The sequence below is a fragment of the Alteromonas mediterranea DE genome (assembly GCF_000020585.3).
GTDB lineage: Bacteria > Pseudomonadota > Gammaproteobacteria > Enterobacterales > Alteromonadaceae > Alteromonas > Alteromonas mediterranea.
In genome coordinates this window covers 4,390,694-4,412,725 of the sequence record NC_011138.3, presented here as the reverse complement: position 1 = coordinate 4,412,725, position 22,032 = coordinate 4,390,694, and the positions used below count along the sequence as shown (strand labels likewise).

Sequence of the window (22,032 nt, the reverse complement as noted above, 5' to 3'; positions counted from 1 at the left end):
AAAAAACTGTAACAGAACGTTTTGTTTCAAGCTTTAACTGTCGTATTCTTAAGCCCTTGTTTTCTTCTTTTCTTCCCATTATGAACCGTTTTACTTGGCAACGTGCCGTTATTAAAGTTGGCAGTGCCCTCATTGCGCCAGAGGGAAATGAATGCAGTGGTCGCTACTTACTTTCTTTAGCGCGTTTTATTACCGCAAGCCGAGAGGCGGGCAAAGAAGTTATTCTGGTCTCTTCTGGTAGTGTGGCCGCTGGGCGCAGCAAAGTGAAGGTAAGGCACAATGCTTCTATTGCCGAGAAGCAAGCGATGGCAGCAATCGGTCAAAACCTTATGATGGCTAACTGGCAGCGCTTTTTCGACTTTCCTTGTGCGCAAGTGTTACTTACAGCGGATGACTTGCGGGATAGAACCCGTTACGTCAACATCAAAAACACCTTGCGAGAAATTTTAAAGCATAACGCCCTGCCTATCGTGAATGAAAACGATACGGTGGCCGCTAACGAGCTAAAGGTTGGAGATAACGACAATTTAGGCGCCTACACCGCATTGGTAGCCCAAGCCGACACCTTAATTATTTGCTCTGATATTGATGGTTTGTTTACCGCTGACCCTCGAAAAGACAACACCGCAACGCTTATTCCTCATGTTGGGAAAATTGATAGCACCATTTATGGACTGGCTGGTGGTGCTGGTACTGCGGTCGGCACGGGTGGTATGCGCACGAAAATAGAAGCCGCAGACAAATGTACCAGTAGCGGTATTCAAACGCTTATCGTTAACGGTAGAAAAGGCGAAACCTTTGATGCACTGCTTGAAGGCGAAGTGCCGGGTACGCTGTTTGAAGCAAGCAGCACACCGGCCAATGCACGCAGGCTGTGGCTTACTCACACCCTTAAAACCGCTGGCAGAATAGAAGTAGATAGCGGCGCTAAAGAAGCATTGATGCAAAAAGGTGCATCTTTGTTACCTTCAGGAATAATCGATGTCGTCGGACAATTTGAGCAAGGTGATGCGGTTGAAGTCATCTGCCAAGGTGCCGTTGTCGCTAAGGGACTTTGTTTGTATAACGCAAAAGACTTGGGCCTCATAAAAGGGAAAAAGTCGAAAGACATTGCCAGTGTGTTAGGTTATGAGACAACCGATGTCGCTGTTCATCGCGACGACATGGTGCTGTATTAACATCAAGGCTGTATTCTTGCCCTAGTCTAGCCGGTGGGATACGTTTTGCTTAACTTCAGCGGCATAAGCCTGAGGCACGGATGTAACGTGCCCTACCGTTAAACATCACAAAGATTCAAGCAAAGGGACAACCATGACTGATATCACGCCAACACTTGCCGATTATCCTTATAAGGTGACTATTGCTACGCGGTGGCAAGACAACGACGCATATGGGCACATTAATAATGTGGTTTATTATGGCTTTTTTGATACCGCCGTTAACCGCTTTTTAATTGAAGAAGGCGGGTTAGACATTCACCACGGGCAAACGGTGGCGTATGTGGTAAGCAGTCAGTGCCAGTACGTTGCGCCCGCCGCCTATCCTGAAGATATTTTTGTTGCGCTGCGCGTAGTTAAAATTGGCAGAAGTTCTGTGACCTATGGCTTATCGGTTTATGCTGGCGAAAATGAGCGCCGCGTAGCACACGGCCAATTTGTGCATGTATTTGTTGATAGAAAAACCGACAAAGCCATCCCTATTCCGGTAGACGTTAAAGCGGCCCTAGAATCAATTTGCGAGGCAATGTGATTCCTTTTTTATTTCAAAAAAAATTTCAATAAAAAGGCTTATAGCAGCACAGCACTAACAAGTGATCGGCATAGCGAAAGAAACAATAAAAGAGACGAGGCAAACACGATGAAAAAAGTGGTATTTCTAGACGCTGAAACCATGGACTTACCTAGTCTTGATACGTCAGCCTTAGATAGCCTTAACGCAGACGTCACTTTATACCAACAAACCCAACATAAAGACGTAGCTGAGCGCATACACAATGCCGACGCAGTGCTTGTCAACAAAGTGGTATTAAGCGCAGATGAATTACAGCGGGCTAGGAAGCTGCGCTATATTGGCGTCACCGCCACAGGTATGAATAACATTGACCATGACTACTGCCAACAAGCCGGTATTATTGTGCAAAACGTTGAAGGCTATGGCACTGACAGTGTTGCCCAGCACACGTTGACCTTGGCGCTTAATTTGGCCACAAACTTTGTGGCGTATCAGCACGATGTGCGCAATCAGGCGTGGTCTGCATCCTCACACTTTTGTTTGCTAAACCACCCCGTGGTGGAGCTTGCGGGTAAGCATGCGGTGATTGTTGGGCATGGCGAGCTGGGCAAGCGTGTTGAAACCTTATTTAAGGCTATAGGAATGCAGGTGAGCATTGCTGCTCGTCCCGGCAAAAAAGATGATCCCCGCCCTAGCCTCGCCTCTCTTTTGCCTCACGCAGACGTAGTAAGTCTTCACTGTCCACTTACAGAAGATACCGACAAACTCATTAACGCCGATACCTTATCGCTAATGCAGCCAACGGCTTTTCTTATCAATACCGCCCGGGGTGGGCTTATTGATGAACAGGCGCTATACCATGCGCTTAAACACAACAAATTAGGTGGCGCTGGGCTTGATGTATTAAGTGTGGAGCCACCGCCAGCTGACCATGTGTTGCTTAACGAATCGTTACCAAACTTGCTGGTAACCCCTCACAACGCGTGGATTGGCAACGGAGCAAGACAAAAACTGCTTGATAAAGCCCTTGCACATTTAGCGACATTTTTAGGGCAGTAATGGCGATATGAATAACGCTACGCTGTTTGCATTGTGTTGCTTAATTTGGGGTTCTACCTGGATTGCTATTACTTACCAAATCGGCCACACCTCTGAAACCTTTGCTATTGCCCTGAGGTACTTATTGGCGTCGGCGTGTTTGGGCGCCTATTGCGTAATAAAACGCTTACCTTTGAAGCTACCGCTGCATGTTCACATAAAAATGGCCGCCGTCGGACTATTTCTCTACAGCCTCAACTACACGTTACTGTACATGGCGCAGGCGCACATTATTAGCGCTCTTTTAGCGCTGATGAGTTCTTGCATAATATATATTAACGTTGTGCTTCGTCGCTGGTGGTTAAAAGAGCCGATTAGAAAGGAGGTAGTGATTGGTGCTACTTTTGGCTTGCTCGGCATTGTGTGTTTATTTGTGCCTGAGTTTTCCAAGGTGTCGATGGATGCTGCTCTTGCTACCGGTCTCGCTATTGCCTTTGTCAGTTTATTTTGTGCCTCGACGGGCAATGTTATTTCGGAACGCATACTGACATCCGGTACACCCGTTATTCAAATGAACTTCTATGCCATGAGTTACGCCATGGTGTTGCTATTTGTGACGTCTTTGGCCATGCCAGGGGAGCTGATTATTCCCAGCAGCGTAGAGTTTTATTTATCGCTTTTTTACTTAGCTGTATTTGGCTCTGTGTTCGCCTTCGGTGCGTATATGAAGCTTTTAAAGCAAATGGGCGCGGACAAGGCGGCCTATGTGGTATTGGTATACCCTATGGTTGCGCTGGTTATTTCAACGTTCTTTGAAGGTTATACGTGGAGCGTGTTGTCTGTTACCGGCGTGATTATCGTGCTTATAGGCAATGCGATTGCTATGGGAAAAGTACCGCGCTTTATGCGTCGCCCTCCTGTGACCAGTTAGCGCGACGTCCGCAATGATAAAGCCGTAAAGCGGCATTTAACTCGGCTTACTTTAACGCATTTATTTTTCTATTTAGCTCGTACGCGGGCTCGGTCACTATGGTTTCAAGGGTTTCAATCCGTGCCATGAGGGCTTCAATTTGTGCGTCTTTCTCTTCTAAACGCTGTTGCTGTTTGTCGGTCACGCTTTTTACGAACGGGTTACTACACTCTCCATTCATCCAATCGTTTAATCGCCACTGAAATTTTGCATCTAGGTAGCTGGCCAAGAGTACAAGTGACGTGATGCTGCCAATTATCAAAACTAAACTTAATGTAGACATAGTGTTTTTCCCATCGAATTTTTAAGGCCCTTTGTAAAGGCCCGCTAGTGCCAAACGGTTTAACGTAAAGAGCATGCGTTGTGTTTCTTGCTATTTCACCACTTTCTATAGCTTCACGTTAAAGCACGCTCTATTACCCGTAGTCATGAGGTGCGCAAAAAAATTACAGCGTTTAAGAAAAAAGTTTGTAATAAAAGCCAGAGAACGCAGACTGATAGAAGTAACATAATAAAATAACAACAGTTTTTTTGATTAGGGATATGACGTTGGGGCAGGGTTTTGACGATATTTTTGCAAAGCACGGCGCACTGCTAAGTCGCGTAGCCAATAGCTATGAGGCAAACGAGGCAATGCAGCAAGAGCTCTTGCAAGAAATTGCGATTGCCGTATGGCAAGGCTTGTCTCGCTTTAAGGGCGACAGCAGCGTAAAAACCTACATATTAAAGATAGCGCACAACCGGGCGGTAACCCACGTGGCAAATCAGGTGAAGCGCCTCGATACCCATCAATACGATCAAGACGATAAGGGCTCGGATGGGTTTGTAAGCCAGGTTCGCTCTCCCGAGGAAGTATCGAGCCAGCACCAGTCATTAGAGCGCTTACTCCGTGCTGTACGGGCGTTACCTTTGCAGCCACGGCAAGTGCTTACGCTTTCCCTTGAGGGCTTAAGTTACGATGAAATTGCAGACGTGTGCGGCCTTACCAAAAACCATGTTGGCGTTATTTTAAAGCGCGCCAAACAAAGTATCATGCAGGAGCAACCTCATGCATAACTCAGATAAAGAGAACCAAAAGACACCGTCAGATAGAACCGACGAAAAGCAAGACGATAGTCTTTCAGCCCTTTGGCAAGCTCAGCCAGTTACCGCTATTAACCTAGAGAAAGTAAAAGCCAACCTTAGCAGCGAAAGAAAAAAACAGCGTTGTTATATGGTGATGGATTCATTGATGGTTTTTCCGGCTATTTATATCCTTGCGAAATATTGGGGCAATATGTCGCTGGTAGCACAACTGATGTTTGTCTTTATGCTGGCTACATCGCTTCCATTGCTTGTTTATCAATTATGGTTAAGAAGAGTGGCAGCGTTTTACAAAGATAGCCAAACTGCTGATCATTTAATGCAGCTAACAAAGCAAGTTAAGAACAATGTAAAGATAGCGTTCATGACCAAGCATTCAACATGGGTAGCTGTAGTTTTTGGGTTCGCTTTCATATTGGAACGCTACTTTTTGGGAGACCTTGCGCCAGAAAAGGTGATCAAACTAATCATCGTAATATCATCAATGAGTATTGGTATGCTAATTTGGTATGTATGGGCACACAAAAGACAAAAACGCTTTGAGCGACAACTCAAAACGCTGGAAGCTATGGCGCAGCAGCACTAAAGGCGGCGCCGAGGCGCTGTTTCAGCTTAAAACAATGAGTCTTTTGGGCTTGCGTTAGGGGTGTTGCCATCCGAGGTAGCGTTGCCTTTTTGGCTTTGCTCTACAGGCTCATCCTCCTTATCAGCCTCATCAGCCTCATCAGTGCCATTTTCGTCTTCATCGTCATTACGGGAGCTATCGGTTCTGTTATCGCCTAAGAAGAACTCATAGTAGAGATCTAAAGCAAACTCCGACTGATCTTCTAATGTGGTTTGAATCGCCTCTAAGTAAAGGCTTGGAAGCAGCTGGTATTTAAGCGCCAAGTCTGGCGGTAACTGCCTGCGTCGAAGGGTGCTGTTAGCATCATTATTACTTAAGCCTACATCTACGTTGTATTCCACTGATAAACGGTCGTTAATTTGCCCAGTGACCGAGAGCATATTTTCATTGGTACTTAAGCTGAATTCATCAATGCCCAACGCACTTCCTACCTGCCCTGTCAGAGTTTCTGTATTAGAAAGCCCAAAGCCCAATAGCAGTGCAGCATAGTTAGGATCTTGGGTGCCCGAATTAGGGCCCGAGCCGGTCAATAAGTATGACAATACGCCCTGCTGGTCCATTGCGGGCTCAGAAAACAAATTTATACTGGGGGCGTCAGCCGCGCCGTCTATACGAATACCGGCTATGACATCGTCGTCAGTTTTAGCTGGGTCGCGTATGGCCTCTACCAGTAGCAACGGTTGGTCGATAGGGCCGTTAAACTGAACTTCGCCGGTTTGAATAATCAACTGCTGACCATAGGCGCTATAGCGACCGTTTATTATTTGCAGGTCGCCATAGCCAACTAACGCTGGTTGCGTATTCACTCGTATGCCGCCGAATAAGCTGGCGGTAAGACCAAAGGCCTCAAGTTTTACTTGTTCGGTTTTGTTTTTATCGATGTTTACAAGCACCGACGCATGTACGATATCTAGCGGTTCTTCTCTATCCGGTTCCCCCCGCAGGTGGACATCTTTAGACGGCGACACTGCGCTTTCTGGAAGCGACTCAATTTCAATTCGCGCCCACGGTATGTTGACCTCGCCGTTCACATCGACCTTTTCTTGCGTCGCGGCAATGTCAATATTTGGCGACACTTTAAGACGAATGTCGGGCTGTCTAATTTCAAAGCCGTTGCCTTTTAAATTGAAGGTGGCGCTAGGGGTAGACGACCAATCCAGTTCCCCTTTTAGCGTACCTTTTCCGCCGCCCAATACAAAGGTTCCGTCTAGCGAGGCGGTTTGGTCGTTAAGCACCACTTTTTGGTTCCAGTCAGCGAGGGTGACTGGGGTATCTTGTATATCGATAGCGCCGTTTGAAACAGTAAGCTCACCGTTCAGCGATGGGTCGTCAACATAGCCACTAAGTGTAATGTTGCCGTTGAGTAGGCCTGTAAGCGTCCTGATAGCAGGAGAAAGTGGCTTAAACGGTGCTACATTTAGCCCTTCCATGACCAGCTTTCCATCAAGGGGGATTTGCTCGTCGAATGGTCGCGTATTTAGGGTTAGCGTAGCATCACCAATGTCTTGACTCGAAATCAGTGAGGTTGACGCTAATTGCCCTTGTTTAATCTTACCGGTTGTCTCGATTGAGTTAATGGTAAGGGTTAGCGGTCTGGTTTCACCCAGCTGCCAAGGGGCTTTACTCATTGACGCCGTAAACGTGGCGTCTATAGGGTCTTGCTGTGAGTAACTCCCTTTTGTTTTTATACTAAGGGTCGCTTTGGAGGGGCTTGAAACCATGGTGGGTGCCAGCTCATTGGCCCAGAGACCTACTGGTAAGGATGAGGCACTAATGTCCCAGTTGGCCTTACTTTCTTGATAGTTAACGTTTGATACGCACAATTCGCCGTCTCTGCGGGAGGTCCAGCAGTGCTTGCCTATCTTTGCCGTGACGGGGGCTGTGCCGATATCTAGACTGAACGGGCTTGATAATGTCCACTGCATATTGGCAAGCTTTAACGTGGTATCACTAATTTCGCCAATCCAGTGGTTATTACTCCACGCCCCTTTGAGGCTAAGGGCTATGTTGTTATCAGGTACGGCAAGGTCAATTTCAGCGTGATGATCTTTATAGGTGCCGTCTATGGCAACGTTCCCGTTTAACGGCCCTTGCTGAGCGGCTGAAGCATTTAAGTTAGGAGATACGGTGATATCAGAAAGCGCTAACGCGCCGTTTGCGCGAGGGTTTTGCCAAGGCCCCGATGCTTTGATATTGCCATTCACGGCCCCGGTTACTTCAGGGTAAAGGCTATTGATGGCATTAACGCTAATATCAATATCTGCATTTAAATGACGCTTATTTAAAACCTGAGCGATAGCACGAATGGTATTTTTTTCTTGCTCGTTTTCTTGGATGATATTGACGTTGGTAACGAATAAGTCGCTCGGGCCTGCATATACTGCATTGCCTTTTACTTGAAGCGGCTTACCCTGCAGTACACCTGAAATGTTCAAGTCTCTTAAGCTCATGTGCAGGCCGCCGCGCTCGGAATATTGCAAAATACTGTCAATTTCGCCGTTTAGCTGTTGAGGGGCATAAGTGCTGAATTGTTGCGCTGACACATCAGTTAAGGTGGTTTTGCCTTCCCAGGCGATAGTCTCATTTAAATACAGCGTTCCCGTATTCGCTAAGCTTCCTTCCAGTGCGCTGATATTGGCCTGGTTAACATAAATATTATTCTTTTTAAGTACCACATCTAACGATACGGGGATATTGCCAAGGTCGGGCAGCGTTGCCGCGCCATCACCTTGAAGCTGGTAATCACCCATGGTGCCAAAAAGGGATAATTGCCCCTCTTTTAACAGGGCATTTTCCATGGTTGGTATAGCCTGCTCTTGCCAATTTGCGGTGAACTCAATAGGTAAATTTTCGTCGAGAATATTGATTTTTAAATTGGCATCAGCGCTAATCGCTCCTGTGGCACTAACCGATAGCGTGAGGTCGTCTGCAGCACCGGATGCATCCATAACGAGTGTTTGCGGCGCATCGTCAAATTGAGTGTTAACCTTAATTTTGGCATTGAGCGGGAAATTGTCTTCAAGTGTGGCACTTGCGCTCCCTCTAAGCTCCCCTTTTTCATGCACCACTGTCATTTCTTCAACCGCTATTTCGCTGCCTTTAAAACGGGTTTGCAAAAGCGAGATAAGCGCCACTCGTTCGATACTTTCACCCTGTATAACTTGTAAGTCTTCAACTAATAAGGTGCCGAGGGAAAAAGGAATCGGTGATGTAATTGTAGGTAACTGTGGTACATCGTAGGTCAATGAGTACGACGTAGGCAAAGGGCTGTCTTTTACCTTTTCTGGCTCTGCGTTTTTCTGATTCTTGGGTGGCGTATTAGGGGCGTTAGCCGGTGATGTCGATGGTGAATCTGTGCCTTGCTCAACAAGCGCTACCTTTACCCCTTTCGTCGCTAAACTATCAAGTGAAAGTGCCTCATTACCGTTAAAGTCGACGAGTTCTAGTTCATCAATTTCGACGATAGTGGTGAGTAGCGCAAGCTTAATATTGCTTAACGCTAAGTACTCGACTTCGATGGGAAGTGGCAAAGCAAACTCATCGTTAGCATCGGTTTCGTCTGGCGCTTCTGGAGCTAAGGCAAGTTGGGTTAACGTCGCATTTTCAAGCGTGAGTTCATTAACGCACACTTTAGGTTCAAACAGGCAGCGCCATGTTATATCGATATAGGCGTATTGGGCTGACACTTTCCATTGCGGGTTCTCCCACTGTACGTTGTGTACTTCAAGCGTGTCGGCAAAGCCGCCGTCTATCGCATCGATAGACAAGTTATCTACAAAAGTGTTGGCTACAAGCTTAACGGTTGGTCCGCCTAATGGGCTAATTAGCAGCGCATATACAGCTACCAGCAAAAGAATAGGTGAGAGTAAAATGGCCGAAATAGTGCGTTTTCTCATAGCTCAGGCCCCAGCATGATATGTAACTGCCATGTATTTTCATCGGGGGCAAACCCCCTTGCAACATAAAGACGAACGGGGCCGATTGGCGAAAGCCAATGGACACCCGGGCCAACGCTATAGGTTAGTGTTGTACTGGTGTCGTTGGTGGCGGTACCGGCATCAACAAATGCCGCGACGCGCCAATTATCGGCTACGCGATAGGCATATTCCACGCTTGTGGTAAGCAAATATTTCCCGCCTATTGAATCGGTCACAAGTTCACCGGTTTCGGGGTCGATAACATCTGCGGTGGGCGATATTTCTCGATAGTCAAAACCCCTAACGCTTTGGTCTCCCCCAGCGTAGAAACGCAAAGAGGTGGGTACTTCATCGAAGCTGTTGGTTTTAATAGCGCCTGCTTCACCGCGTAAGGATATTCTATGTACATCGTTAAACGTGCGTATCAACGTAGCCTCTACTACCGCTTTAGCAAAGTCGATGTCAGAGCCAAAGCCTTCTTTGCCATATTGTGCAAGCATTTGAATGTAGCTGCCGTTGCTGATGTTAAGCTCGCTGTCTTTATTGCGATAGGTTAACGAGTACCCCGGTAAAACCAGTGACGTGGTATTGGTGTTAAGCTCCCCTTGATCGTACGTTTCCCTAAGGTAAGTTATCGAACCATCGTGCTGCCATGGCGAGTCGTTTTTTTGCCAGTAGCGGTGGGCAGACAACGATAGGGTTTCACTTTCAAAGGACGTGTTGGCGTATTCAATAAATTGGTAACCCGCCTCAATGCTGGCGTAATCACGAGTGATGTTTTTCATGGGAATGCGGTAGTCGGCGGTAACAGACTGTTCGGGCTCAGATATAAAGATATCCGATGATACCGAATGCCCTTTGTCATTTACCCAAGGGCGCTCCCAGCCAAGTCGGACCCGCGGGCCGGTATCGGTGGCCGCGCCAAGTGACACATTAAATGCGTCGGTAGGCCTGTGCTGTAGTGACACCTCAACAGGTACACGTAAACCCTCAGCGTCACTCACTACCGGCCTGGCTATCACACGATTGAAATACCCAGATTGATTCAATCGCCGATTGAAATCAGACAACACCGCTGATGAATAAGCGTCTCCGGTTTCAAATGGTTTAAGGCGACTGATAATGGCTTTTGCTTTGTCTTCGCCGACGATTTTGAGTTCACCAAACTGGTACTGAGGCCCGCTTTGCGCAATTAACAGTACGTTTGCCTGCTTCGCACCACGCACTAGATCAAGTCGGGTAGCCTGCCAATAAAAGTCAAAATAGCCGTTGGAAAGGGCATAGTTAAACATCGAAGACTTAAACGATTCATAGATGGTTTGGTTGAGTACATCGCCTTCTTTAAGCTTAAGTGCGTTAAAACGCTCTCTAAACGCTTTATCTTCACGCCCTGCCCCAATAATTTCACGGGTCACTTTATTAATGGTTAGGGGGGCGTTTAACGAAACATTAACCGTAACCTTGTCGCCGTCATCGATAACAACGTTAGTCTCGCTGTTGTAATAGCCATACGGCTGCAGTGCTGTTGCCACTGTATCGCTCACTTCCCCTTGCCAATATGGGTCAGTAAGTAGTGCTTTTTCAACATCGAGGCTGTTCAAGTGAAGCCGAATATTGTTGCGTAGCTTATCGTCTTTTACGCCTTGAATATTATAGGAAATGCCCTCTTGCGCTTGCGCGGTCGATGCTAACGTACAGATCAGCGAAAGCAGTACGCCGCACATCAAAACCAAATGAGTCTTGAATGTTTTCAACATAAACTGTCGGAAAAGTGGGTCTTGCAAACTGGCAAGCCCGGTCCAAATTGAAGGCATGAAAAGGCTAAATCCTTAAGATAACGCTGGGCTAAGAAGCATACCGCTTGATAGTAAAGTCCGTATTGTGAACGCGGTTAATGATACCACAATTGCGTTTTGTATCCCCAAACTACGATGAGAGATCAAATATTTGCGCTAACACTTGGCAGAGTAAAATATCATGGATTGTTTTTTGTACGTCAAGACCCCTATTTTGCTAGTGCATGGAGAGGAAGATCGCATAGTCCCGCCTCTACATAGTCGCTACATGGCAGATGAATTGGAAGATTACGATAAAGTTTTTAAATATGTTGAACTTGAAAGTGGCGATCATTTTTTATCTATTCAGCGTAATCGGCACCTATTCTTCAAAGAAATGGATATGTTTTTGAATCAGTATTTGAAACCTGCTTCAAAGGACGATGCGGTGAAAGCCGGTCTTACCACTGAATAGTACCCGTTAAACGCCCCAGTATTTAAGACAAGATTTCTTCGTGCTGGCGGCTTTTTAACCAAATTTCAGGTACACTTATATAGGCGCGATTATTTCGCGCCTTTTTACTTCCCCACACTTAATTTCATATTCGAGACTTTATGCCCCAGACATCTAATGGCGTATCTGATGATACTGCAGTTGTGCAAAAGCCCGCCCTTGGCCTTGTTGAATTTGTTGCGTTAATGGCAACCATGACCTCGCTGGTTGCCCTTAGCATAGATGCTATGCTGCCCGCACTTATCCAAATTGGTGAGTCACTTAATGTAGAAGAGGCACATCATACCCATTTGATTGTAACCGTGTTCTTTTTAGGCATGGCTTTCGGGCAAATGTTTTTCGGTCCGTTTTCAGACAGCCGTGGCCGCCGTCTAACAATACTAGTGGGCTTATGCATTTTTGCCTTAGGCACGTTTGTTTGTATGCTTGCCACTAATTTAGAAACCATGCTGGTGGGGCGCGTTATTCAAGCTTTTGGGGTGTCTGGCCCGCGCATAGCCTCTATGGCAATTATCCGCGACTTGTACGTGGGTGACGCTATGGCAAAAGTCATGTCATTTATCATGATGGTGTTTATTTTAGTGCCCATGCTTGCCCCAATAATTGGTCAAACCGTAATGGAACTGACATCTTGGTTCCATATATTCACGCTGTTTCTGCTGGTGGCTACTATGGCGGGGATTTGGTTCTTTTCTCGTCAAGGCGAAACCTTGCCTCGTGCAAAGCGCAGAAAATTCTCGCGTGCACACTTTTTTAAATCATCAAAGTTTATTCTGACCCATCCAGAAGTTATGGGTTATACCTTTGCCATGGGTTGTATCTTCGGGGCGTTTTTGGCGTATTTAAGCGCGTCACAAACCATATTTACCGTGTTTTATAATGTAGGAGAGTGGTTCCCATATATCTTCGCTACCCTCGCCTTTTCTATCGGGCTTGCTTCTTACTTCAACGGTAAAATGGTAATGCGTTTCGGCATGCGCAAGCTTTGTCGATTTGCGCTTAAAGGGGTGAACGGGTTTGCGGTTGTCTACCTTGCCTTGTTATTTGCCTACGACGGGCTTCCGCCTCTTGTTCTTACTATTGCTGTGATGTTTGTAGGGTTCTTTTTTGTCGGTATTTTATTTGGAAACTTAAACGCCATGGCCATGCAGCCGCTAGGCGATATGGCTGGGCTAGGTGCAGCTATTATCGGCTGCTTCTCAAGCTTATTCTCGGTGCCCGTTGCCCTTATCGTTGATAGTTTTTTGAATGGAAACTTGATGCCCATTGGTTGGGGCTTTCTTATCTTTTTTGCATTAGCTTACGCATCAGTGCGCTTCGCTGAGCGTGTTCGGGAAGGTGTTACTTCGTAACCGTATAAGTATTAATAGCTTCTTATGTACGGGGCGTAGTAAGAAGAGCGAGACTCGCTGAGTTATAGAAATAAAAAAGCCCGACCAAAATGGTCGGGCAAGAGGGCTTAGTTAAGCACCTAACGACAGAAACTGTCCTAACCTCTGTTTTTACACAACTATGGCTTTCATATCAGTCATGTAGCCACGCAAGGTCTTACCTACCGATTCCACACCGTGTGAACGGATGGCTTCGTTAATCTCAACAAGGCGTTTGTTCTCTACTTGATTAGAAGCAGCAGTCAAACCCTTACCGATAACGGTGGTATCAATGGTAGGCATAAATTTCTCACGCAAAATCGGAATTGCTGCATTGGCAAACAAATAGTTTCCGTATTCTGCTGTGTCTGAAATAACCACGTTCATTTCATACAAACGCTTACGCGCGATTGTGTTAGAAATAAGCGGCGTTTCATGTAGCGATTCGTAGTACGCAGACTCAGGCAGAATACCGGCTTCAACCATTACGTCGAACGCAACTTCAACACCACACTTGATCATGGCAACCAATAAGATACCGTGGTCAAAGAATTCTTGTTCACTGATTTCACCTTCGTAAGCTGGTGCGTTTTCAAACGCAGTCTCACCGGTCTCTTCACGCCACTTAAGTAGGTTCGCATCGCCATTCGCCCAGTCTTCCATCATAGTGCGAGAGAACTCACCGCTGATGATATCGTCTTGGTGCTTTTCAAATAGCGGACGAAGTAAATCAGTTAACTGCTCAGAAAGCTCAAATGCCTTCACTTTTGCAGGGTTTGATAGACGGTCCATCATATTAGTAACGCCGCCAATCTTAAGTGCTTCAGTAATGGCTTCTAAGCCGTACTGAATAAGCGCACCTGCATAACCTGGGTCAATACCGTCATCAACCATTTTCTCGAACGCAAGTACTGCTGCAACTTGTTGCATACCACATAAAATGGTTTGCTCACCCATAAGGTCAGATTTAACTTCAGCCACAAATGAAGACTCAAGTACACCTGCGCGGTCACCGCCTGTTGCACTTGCCAGTGCCTTAGCCTGATCCCAACCTTTACCTTCAGGGTCATTTTCTGGATGCACAGCTATTAATGTTGGTACACCAAAGCCACGCTTATATTCTTCACGTACTTCTGAGCCTGGGCTTTTCGGCGCACACATAATTACTGTGATATCGCTACGAATTTGCTGACCTTCTTCAACAATGTTGAAACCGTGTGAGTAACCTAGCGTTGCACCTTTTTTCATAAGCGGCATTACTGCCTCTACTACGCTTGCGTGCTGCTTATCAGGTGTTAGGTTATAAACTACATCAGCTTCTGGAATAAGCTGCTGATATGTACCAACAGTAAATCCATTGCTTGAAGCGCGTTTGTAAGAGTCGCGTTGCTCATCGATCGCTGCCTGACGCAGCGCATAAGAAACATCTAACCCTGAGTCACGCATATTCAGGCCTTGGTTAAGGCCCTGCGCGCCGCAGCCTACAATGACAACTTTCTTGCCTTTTAAGAACTGACAACCGTCAGCGAATTCATCGCGTGCCATAAAGCGGCAGCGGCCAAGCTGGTCTAACTGCTGGCGAAGTGACAGGGTGTTGAAATAATTAGCCATAAAAATTTCCGAACAACATTCATTTTTGTCAATATCAAACACCGACCTTGGCGTTGACAGACCTCGTCTATGACGACTTGGTAGTGAGACTAAAAGATTTCTTTTGTTTTGGAAAATGATATATTTGCAAGATAATATTGCATAAAGTGAAATATATATGGATTTTCGCAGTCTACAGCTCTTTAACCACCTGGCTACCAGCCTTCACTTCGGCGTCACCGCTGAGGCCATGTATGTATCGCCATCTACGTTAAGCCGTGTAATTCAGCGTCTTGAAGACGAGTTAGGCTGCACCTTGTTTAAACGGGATAACCGTAAAGTCGCGCTCACCCATAGCGGGCACAAGTTATTGTCCTTCTCAAAACAAGCGTTAGCTGATTGGCAGCAATTGAAAATTGATTTAAAAGAAGATAGCGATGCACTTCAGGGGGAACTAAGTGTATTTTGCTCGGTAACTGCCAGTCAAAGCCATTTGCCCGCTATGCTAAGGCAGTTCAGGCAGCAACACCCGGGTGTTGATATACGGCTTATCACAGGCGATCCAGCCCTTGCCATTGAAAAAGTAAAAGGTAAACAATGCGACTTGTCTATTGCCATCTACACCCCTGATATGCCAACGGATTTACATTTCACAGCGCTTGATAACGTGCCTTTGGTGCTTATTGCTCCTCGAGAATGGCGCTTGACCCAATTAAGTCAGCTAGATTGGACCAAACATCAAGTGATCATGCCTGAAACAGGGCCAACGCGACGTACCGCCTATCACTGGTTTGCCGAGCACGGTATTCGGCCTAATGTTTATGCCTATGTAGGCGGTAACGAAGCTATTGTAAGCATGGTAGCGCTAGAGTGTGGTGTAGGCTTTGTGCCAAAGGTAGTGCTCGATCACTCCAGTATGGCTAATGCGGTGACCCAAATTCAGGTTGAAGATATCGAGCCTTATGCCCTTGGCCTATGCTGTTTACAAGATAAGCAAAACGAACCGCTTATCAACGCTTTTATGCAGCTAAACTTGCATTCTCGAGGGTAGGTTACTTTATTAGTTGCGCTTAGCTAGCACTGAGCTGCTTTATAAGGTTATCGAGAGCTCGATAGCCCAGCGCTTCCGCGATATGAGCGCGAAGTACGCCCTGTGACCCTTCCAGATCGGCAATGGTTCTAGCCACTTTTAGCGTGCGGTGAAATACGCGCATAGATAAATTAAGTTGTTTCGCAGCTGCCTGTAAAAAGAGGAGATCTGCGTCATCTAGCAAACAGATGTCGGCAAGTTCACCCGCGTGTAAAGCGCCATTGGGTTTGCCTTGTCGAGACTCTTGTTTTTGCCGTGCAGCTATCACCCTTTCCCGCATGTCATGTAACGAGTCGTCAGGTCTATTGCCCCGCTCTGGCAAGTCGTAGTCTGGTAGTCTAGGCACCTCGACTTGTATATCTATTCTATCTAGTAGCGGGCCAGACAAACGGTTTAAGTAGTTAAGCTGCTGCTGTGGTGTCAGGCGATTATCATCAATATCGCCCGTCGGGCTTGGGTTCATCGCAGCTACTAACTGAAAATTAGCCGGGTACGTAGCGCTTCCTGAAGCTCTCGACAAGTGTACATCGCCAGTTTCAAGGGGCTCACGCAATACGTCCAGCGCTTTGCGTCCGAATTCAGGCAATTCGTCTAAAAACAAAATACCGTTATGGGCCAGCGATATTTCGCCCGGCACCGGGTTAGAACCGCCACCAGTAAGCGCCACAGCAGAACTGGTATGATGGGGGGAGCGCAAATGACGCGTTAAAAAGCGCTCGGCGTGTAAGGTTTCACCTTTTACCGAATGAATGGCGGCTACTTCAAGGGCCTCTTCTTCGCTCATATCTGGTAGTAACGAGAGCATACGGCTAGCTAGCAGGCTCTTTCCCGTGCCGGGAGGCCCCACCATTAGTAGATTATGCGCACCACTAGCGGCGATGATTAACGCCCGTTTAGCCTGTTCCTGCCCGATAATATCATCCCAACCTGTTTGCACCTTATTAGGCGAATGTGAAGCAAAAGGCTGCCCCTTTGCCAATTTCTTATTACCAGTAAGGTGTTCATAAACAGACAGTAAATCAAACGCGGGAAAGCGCGTAGCGTGGGATACGAGTGCGGCTTCAACGTCATTGTCACCAGGGTAAACCAAAGCAATATCTTCGTTTGCGGCTGTCATTACGACGGGAATAAGGCCGTTAACCGGCTTTATTTCTCCGTTTAAAGCAAGCTCGCCCACAAAGGCAATATTTAATAAGCTTGTATCTGAAATATAGCCGGAAGCGGCGAGTATACCTACGGCGATGGGAAGGTCGAATCGCCCGCCGAACTTAGGAATATCAGCGGGAGCTAAGTTAACGGTTATTCGTTTGGCAGGAAATTCAAAGCCACTGTTGATAAGGGCGCTGCGCACACGCTCACGGGCTTCCTTTACACTGGTTTCAGCCATGCCCACTAGTTGAAAGGCGGGTAAGCCGTTAGCCAAATGAATTTCTACGCTCACCTCTGGCGCAGTAACGCCTTGGCCTGCAAAAGTTTTAACCACAGCCATGCCCATAAGCCTTACTCACCCCTGTGTCTTTATCTCTTATTTCAAAGTTTAGTGCATCCATCGCTCATGCAGAGCAAACGCAGCAAGGCTCAACTGTAGTGGGTGTGAAGAAAACTTGTAACTGTACTGAGGGAGTGAATATCGACGGAATTAAAAAATGCGGGCCTATTGTTTAAAGAGGAAATGAGGTCGGTGCTGGTCTTGCCTATTTTAACGCTTCACTGGCCTGCATGCGCTCAGCGAAGCGTTAACTAAAGCGCTTAATGGTGATCGTTATAAAAGACGGGTAATTGCCAGTGCCAGCGCATGGCACCTAGTCTAAACAGCACGGTAGTAGCAAGAGCGGCGATCCCGCACCACTGGGTAGCAAGGTCAAATTCAAGTGCGATGCCATATACAATACCGCCAGCGATACAGGTCATCGCATAAAGCTCGCCGTTTAGTACCAGCGGTACTTCGCGGCAGATGACGTCGCGTAACAACCCTCCGAAAACACCAGTAATGGTGCCCATTGCTACCGCCACTGCTATGCCGGTGTCATTCGCCAAAGCTTTTTCTATACCCACCACATTAAACAAGGCTAAGCCGAAGGCATCGGCAATCAGTAGGTAATGAAAAGGAAACCGTGGGCTTATTCGAAGCCAGATGATGGGGACAAAAGCCGCAATGAGAGTGGTATACAAATAGTCGGTATCGGCAATCCAAAACACAGGTACATCTAACATAACGTCGCGCAGCGTACCGCCACCGATAGCCGTGGCACTGGCTAGCACCACAACGCCGAACCCATCCATGCGTTTTTGATAGGCCATAAGAGTGCCTGAAATTGCGCATACCGCAACGCCTGCCAGGTTTAGCCAGTGAAACCAATCGAACATGCTTATTACCCTTTTACTACTCTTAAGAACTCGCTATTTCTACCGCAAAAAACTTGATCAAGCCGTGTGTTTCATGCTATTTCTTTGCGCAATACCAATTCGCGGTTTACCGCGCGTTGCGTGTAGGGGTAAAGCCATAACCCCTAACAAACAACATTTCATTTTTATAATGCCAAAGGAATACGGCATTGTAAGTCAAAGATATCATATAAAACAAAGCGCTACTGGTCTGTGAGCAGTGAGGCTTTGTCGCCCTTCGCTTGAACGACCTAAGATGATTTAATACATCATCAGTATGACATGCAATTTTGAGTAAAACAGCGCGTATTGGAAAACAAGCCAAAGCATTACTGGTTTACCACTGTTTTTAAGTTTCACATAAAGGTCTAGCATTAAACCCTAGCACCTAAAATTAACGGGAAGGATTTATGCCCAAGTTACGTTCTGCAACTACCACACAAGGTAGAAATATGGCCGGCGCTCGTGCGCTATGGCGTGCCACCGGAATGAAAGATTCTGATTTCGGCAAGCCTATTATTGCTATTGCTAACTCATTTACGCAGTTTGTACCTGGGCACGTTCACNTCAAAGACNTTGGTCAACTGGTAGCGCGCAGCGTGGAGGAAGCCGGTGGTGTTGCAAAAGAGTTCAACACAATAGCGGTAGATGACGGTATCGCTATGGGCCACAGCGGGATGCTTTACAGCCTGCCCTCACGAGAAATCATCGCTGATGCGGTGGAGTATATGGTAAATGCGCACTGCGCCGATGCCATTGTTTGTATCTCTAACTGCGACAAGATCACCCCGGGAATGTTGATGGCATCAATGCGCCTTAACGTGCCGGTAATCTTTGTATCGGGCGGTCCGATGGAAGCGGGGAAAACCAAGCTTTCAGACCAGCTTATCAAGCTAGATTTGGTTGACGCCATGGTAGCGGCTGCTGATGATAAAGTGAGTGATGCTGATACCGATGAAATTGAGCGTTCAGCCTGCCCTACCTGTGGTTCATGCTCAGGGATGTTCACTGCTAACTCCATGAATTGCTTAACCGAAGCGTTAGGTTTATCACTACCGGGCAATGGTTCAATGCTTGCTACTCACGCTGACCGTGAAGGGCTGTTCAAACAAGCAGGTAAGCAAATAGTTGAGCTTTGCAAGCGCTACTACGGTGATGATGATGAAAGCGTATTGCCCCGTAATATTGCTAACTTTAAAGCGTTTGAAAACGCTATGAGCCTTGACATTGCCATGGGTGGTTCAACCAATACCATTCTGCACTTGTTAGCAGCAGCGATGGAAGGTGAAGTGCCTTTCACTATGGATGATATCGATAGGCTATCTCGCAAAGTGCCTCACTTATGTAAAGTGGCGCCGTCGACGCCTAAATACCACATGGAAGACGTGCACCGTGCCGGTGGCGTGTTAGGTATTTTGAACGAGCTTAACAAAGCGGGTTTGCTGAACAGCGATGTTAATCACGTGCTTGGTAAGCCGCTTACTGAGGTTATCAGCGAGTGGGATATCACTAACCCTGAAAATAAAGACGCGATCACCTTTTATCGCGCGGGACCTGCGGGCATTCGAACGACTAAGGCGTTTAGCCAAGACTGTCGCTGGGATGAAGCCGATGACGACCGCGAAAACGGCTGTATCCGCTCGATTGAACACGCGTTTAGTCAAGAAGGTGGACTCGCTGTACTTTACGGTAATGTGGCAGAAGACGGCTGTATTGTTAAAACCGCAGGTGTGGATGAGTCTATTTTAAAATTCAACGGCACAGCGCGCATTTATGAAAGCCAAGACGATGCGGTAGCGGGTATTTTAGGTGACGAAGTAAAAGCAGGCGATGTGGTATTTATTCGCTACGAGGGTCCGCGCGGCGGACCGGGCATGCAAGAAATGCTTTACCCAACCTCTTACCTAAAATCAAAAGGCTTAGGCAAGCACTGTGCATTAGTTACCGACGGCCGATTTAGCGGTGGTACTAGCGGCCTGTCTATTGGTCATTGCTCTCCTGAGGCGGCAAGTGGTGGCGGTATTGGCTTAGTTGAAGACGGGGACAAGATTGAAATAGATATCCCTAACCGAAGCATCAACATCGTTATTTCCGATGAAGCGCTCGCCGAACGCCGTGCAAAAATGGAAGCGAGCGATAAGCCTTGGAAACCTAAAGATCGTGTACGCGAAGTTTCTACATCACTCAAGACCTTTGCAGCGCTGGCAACCAGTGCCGACAAAGGTGCAGTGCGCGATGTCAGTAAGTTGGAAGACTTGTAATGGAAAAAGAGCACGTTAGCGATCACGAGTATCTAAAAAAGATATTGCTCGCTCCCGTTTACGATGTGGCGGTGGCCAGTGAGCTTTCTTATATGTCTTTGCTTTCAGCTGAGCTTGGCAACGAGATTTTTTTGAAACGAGAAGACCAGCAGCCGGTTAAAAGCTTTAAACTGCGTGGTGCCTACAACCGTATTTGTTCATTAAGTGAAGCTCAGCTTAAAGCCGGGGTTATTGGTGCTTCTGCCGGTAACCATGCGCAAGGCTTGGCGTATAGCGCAAAAATGAAGGGTATTCAGGCAACCATCGTTATGCCGGAAACCACCCCTGACATTAAAGTAGACGCAGTACGTCGCTTTGGTGGTGAAAACGTGAATGTGGTATTGCACGGTACTAGCTTTGACCAANGCCAGTAACCATGCTAAAGCACTGTGTGAGACCCATGGCTATACCTTCGTACCGCCGTTTGACGACCCTGATGTAATTGCAGGCCAAGGTACGGTTGCGCGAGAGTTATTAGAGCAAAACCCACACCTTGATATTTTATTTATCGCCGTGGGCGGTGGTGGCTTAGCTGCCGGGATTGCCGTGTATTTAAAGCAGCTAAAGCCCAGCATTAAAATTGTGGCGGTGGAGTCTGAAGAGTCGGCGTGTTTCATTAAAGCGAAAGCACAAGGCGAGCCTACGGAACTGGAAAGCGTCGGTATATTTGCCGATGGCGTGGCTGTCAAAGTCATGGGGCAGGAAACCTTCCGTTTATGTAACCGTTTAATTGACGAAACCATTACCGTTACCAATGATGAAATTTGTGGCGCAATTAAAGATATTTTCGACGACACCCGGGTTATTGCTGAACCTGCTGGCGCCCTTTCTGTGGCCGCTATTCGCAAATACGCTAAGCAGTACGACTTGAAGGGCAAGAAGCTTGGTGGCATTTTATGTGGCGCAAACATCAATTTTCATACCTTACGCTATGTTTCTGAACGCTGTGAATTAGGCGAGCAGAAAGAAGCAGTTTTTGCGGTAAAAATTCCTGAAACCAAAGGCGCTTTCAAGCAGTTTTGTGAGTGCGTGGGGGCTAAGGCCATTACCGAGTTCAATTATCGCTATGCCAGTGAAAGTGAAGCGCATATCTTTGTAGGCGTGAAGCTTAAAGGCGGTCAGCAAGAGTTTGCTGCACTGCAAGGTGACCTTGAGAGCAAAGGCTATGACTGCGTTAATTTAAGTGACAACGAGCTGGCAAAACTGCACGTACGTCATATGGTTGGTGGTCGCCCACCTACTATCTTGAACGAGCAGGTATTTAGCTTTGAATTTCCGGAGCGCCCGGGAGCATTGCTGAATTTCTTAAACACCTTAGGCGAGCAGTGGAATATTACTTTATTCCATTATCGCAACCACGGTGCAGCCGAGGGGCTAGTGTTAGCTGGTTTTGATATTGCGCCTGAAAGCCGGGATGACTTTAACCAGCACGTCGCCGAATTAGGTTACAAGGTGGAAGAAGTCACGGATAATCCAGCTTATCGTTTTTTCTTGTCTCAACCCGCCTAAATTAAAACGCTGAGCGCAGGCGCTTGGCTTTTCAAGTTATCGCCTTGCATTGTTTCACGTTAAGCCATGGTTTACCGAGAAGCGATACAAGGCGGCATTACAACGAGCCACTTTACCTTTAAGTGAAAAACGGCT

Annotated in this window: 15 protein-coding genes and 2 pseudogenes; 11 read left to right on the top strand and 6 right to left on the bottom strand. The window is 46.9% G+C overall.

Annotation, left to right across the window (positions count from 1 at the left end; translation table 11 throughout):
- The first annotated feature begins 80 nt into the window (after positions 1–80).
- The 4 genes from proB (at position 81) to MADE_RS19575 (ending at position 3,700) form a co-directional block, all read left to right on the top strand.
- Positions 81–1,178, top strand: coding sequence for a glutamate 5-kinase (gene proB, locus MADE_RS19590; RefSeq protein ID WP_012520191.1), 1,098 nt, complete (start codon positions 81–83; stop codon positions 1,176–1,178).
- 133 nt (positions 1,179–1,311) lie between these two features.
- Positions 1,312–1,749, top strand: coding sequence for an acyl-CoA thioesterase (locus tag MADE_RS19585; protein WP_012520190.1), 438 nt, complete (start codon positions 1,312–1,314; stop codon positions 1,747–1,749).
- 108 nt (positions 1,750–1,857) lie between these two features.
- Positions 1,858–2,790 (top strand): D-2-hydroxyacid dehydrogenase, encoded by a 933-nt coding sequence (locus tag MADE_RS19580; RefSeq protein ID WP_012520189.1) that lies wholly within the window; start codon positions 1,858–1,860, stop codon positions 2,788–2,790.
- A 7-nt stretch (positions 2,791–2,797) separates the two neighbouring features.
- Entirely contained in the window at positions 2,798–3,700 is a 903-nt protein-coding gene (locus tag MADE_RS19575; protein WP_012520188.1) for a DMT family transporter, read from the top strand.
- Positions 3,701–3,746: 46 nt separating this feature from the next.
- Here the strand turns inward: MADE_RS19575 and MADE_RS19570 are convergent, their stop codons facing one another.
- On the bottom strand, positions 3,747–4,022 hold the full coding sequence (locus MADE_RS19570; RefSeq protein ID WP_012518716.1) for a hypothetical protein: 276 nt from the start codon (positions 4,020–4,022) through the stop codon (positions 3,747–3,749).
- A gap of 266 nt (positions 4,023–4,288) precedes the next feature.
- Between MADE_RS19570 and MADE_RS19565 the strand changes: the two genes are divergently transcribed.
- A complete protein-coding gene (locus MADE_RS19565) occupies positions 4,289–4,795 on the top strand; it encodes an RNA polymerase sigma factor (RefSeq protein ID WP_015068501.1) in 507 nt (168 codons plus the stop codon).
- Positions 4,788–5,408 (top strand): hypothetical protein, encoded by a 621-nt coding sequence (locus MADE_RS19560; RefSeq protein WP_012518718.1) that lies wholly within the window; start codon positions 4,788–4,790, stop codon positions 5,406–5,408. The genes MADE_RS19565 and MADE_RS19560 overlap by 8 nt, the downstream gene beginning before the upstream one ends.
- A 26-nt stretch (positions 5,409–5,434) precedes the next feature.
- Here the strand turns inward: MADE_RS19560 and MADE_RS19555 are convergent, their stop codons facing one another.
- Complete coding sequence (locus tag MADE_RS19555; RefSeq protein ID WP_012520187.1) at positions 5,435–9,343, bottom strand: translocation/assembly module TamB domain-containing protein; 3,909 nt, start codon at positions 9,341–9,343, stop codon at positions 5,435–5,437.
- Complete coding sequence (locus MADE_RS19550; RefSeq protein WP_012520186.1) at positions 9,340–11,178, bottom strand: autotransporter assembly complex protein TamA; 1,839 nt, start codon at positions 11,176–11,178, stop codon at positions 9,340–9,342. The genes MADE_RS19555 and MADE_RS19550 overlap by 4 nt, the downstream gene beginning before the upstream one ends.
- 181 nt (positions 11,179–11,359) lie before the next feature.
- Here MADE_RS19550 and MADE_RS19545 point away from each other — a divergent pair.
- A pseudogene (locus MADE_RS19545) lies at positions 11,360–11,614 on the top strand (alpha/beta hydrolase family protein); the annotation flags it as partial.
- Positions 11,615–11,754: 140 nt separating this feature from the next.
- Positions 11,755–13,005 carry a multidrug effflux MFS transporter gene (locus tag MADE_RS19540; protein WP_012520184.1) on the top strand — a complete coding sequence of 417 codons (1,251 nt, stop codon included), beginning with the start codon at positions 11,755–11,757 and terminating at the stop codon, positions 13,003–13,005.
- A gap of 150 nt (positions 13,006–13,155) precedes the next feature.
- Here MADE_RS19540 and ilvC read toward each other — a convergent pair whose 3' ends face one another.
- Positions 13,156–14,634: a ketol-acid reductoisomerase gene (gene ilvC / locus MADE_RS19535; protein WP_012520183.1), complete on the bottom strand. Its 1,479-nt coding sequence runs from the start codon at positions 14,632–14,634 to the stop codon at positions 13,156–13,158.
- Between the two features lie 157 nt (positions 14,635–14,791).
- Here ilvC and ilvY point away from each other — a divergent pair, with 157 nt between their 5' ends.
- A complete protein-coding gene (ilvY, locus tag MADE_RS19530; RefSeq protein WP_012520182.1) occupies positions 14,792–15,664 on the top strand; it encodes an HTH-type transcriptional activator IlvY in 873 nt (290 codons plus the stop codon).
- 19 nt (positions 15,665–15,683) lie between these two features.
- Here the strand turns inward: ilvY and MADE_RS19525 are convergent, their stop codons facing one another.
- Together MADE_RS19525 and MADE_RS19520 are read right to left on the bottom strand one after the other, a co-directional pair.
- Complete coding sequence (locus tag MADE_RS19525; RefSeq protein ID WP_023559993.1) at positions 15,684–17,198, bottom strand: YifB family Mg chelatase-like AAA ATPase; 1,515 nt, start codon at positions 17,196–17,198, stop codon at positions 15,684–15,686.
- 254 nt (positions 17,199–17,452) lie between these two features.
- Entirely contained in the window at positions 17,453–18,070 is a 618-nt protein-coding gene (locus MADE_RS19520; RefSeq protein WP_023559992.1) for a trimeric intracellular cation channel family protein, read from the bottom strand.
- A gap of 428 nt (positions 18,071–18,498) precedes the next feature.
- Here MADE_RS19520 and ilvD point away from each other — a divergent pair, with 428 nt between their 5' ends.
- Positions 18,499–20,349: a dihydroxy-acid dehydratase gene (gene ilvD, locus MADE_RS19510; RefSeq protein WP_023559990.1), complete on the top strand. Its 1,851-nt coding sequence runs from the start codon at positions 18,499–18,501 to the stop codon at positions 20,347–20,349.
- Positions 20,349–21,897 (top strand): annotated as a pseudogene (gene ilvA / locus MADE_RS19505) (threonine ammonia-lyase, biosynthetic). Before ilvD ends, ilvA begins: the two are co-directional and overlap by 1 nt.
- Positions 21,898–22,032: the final 135 nt, after the last annotated feature.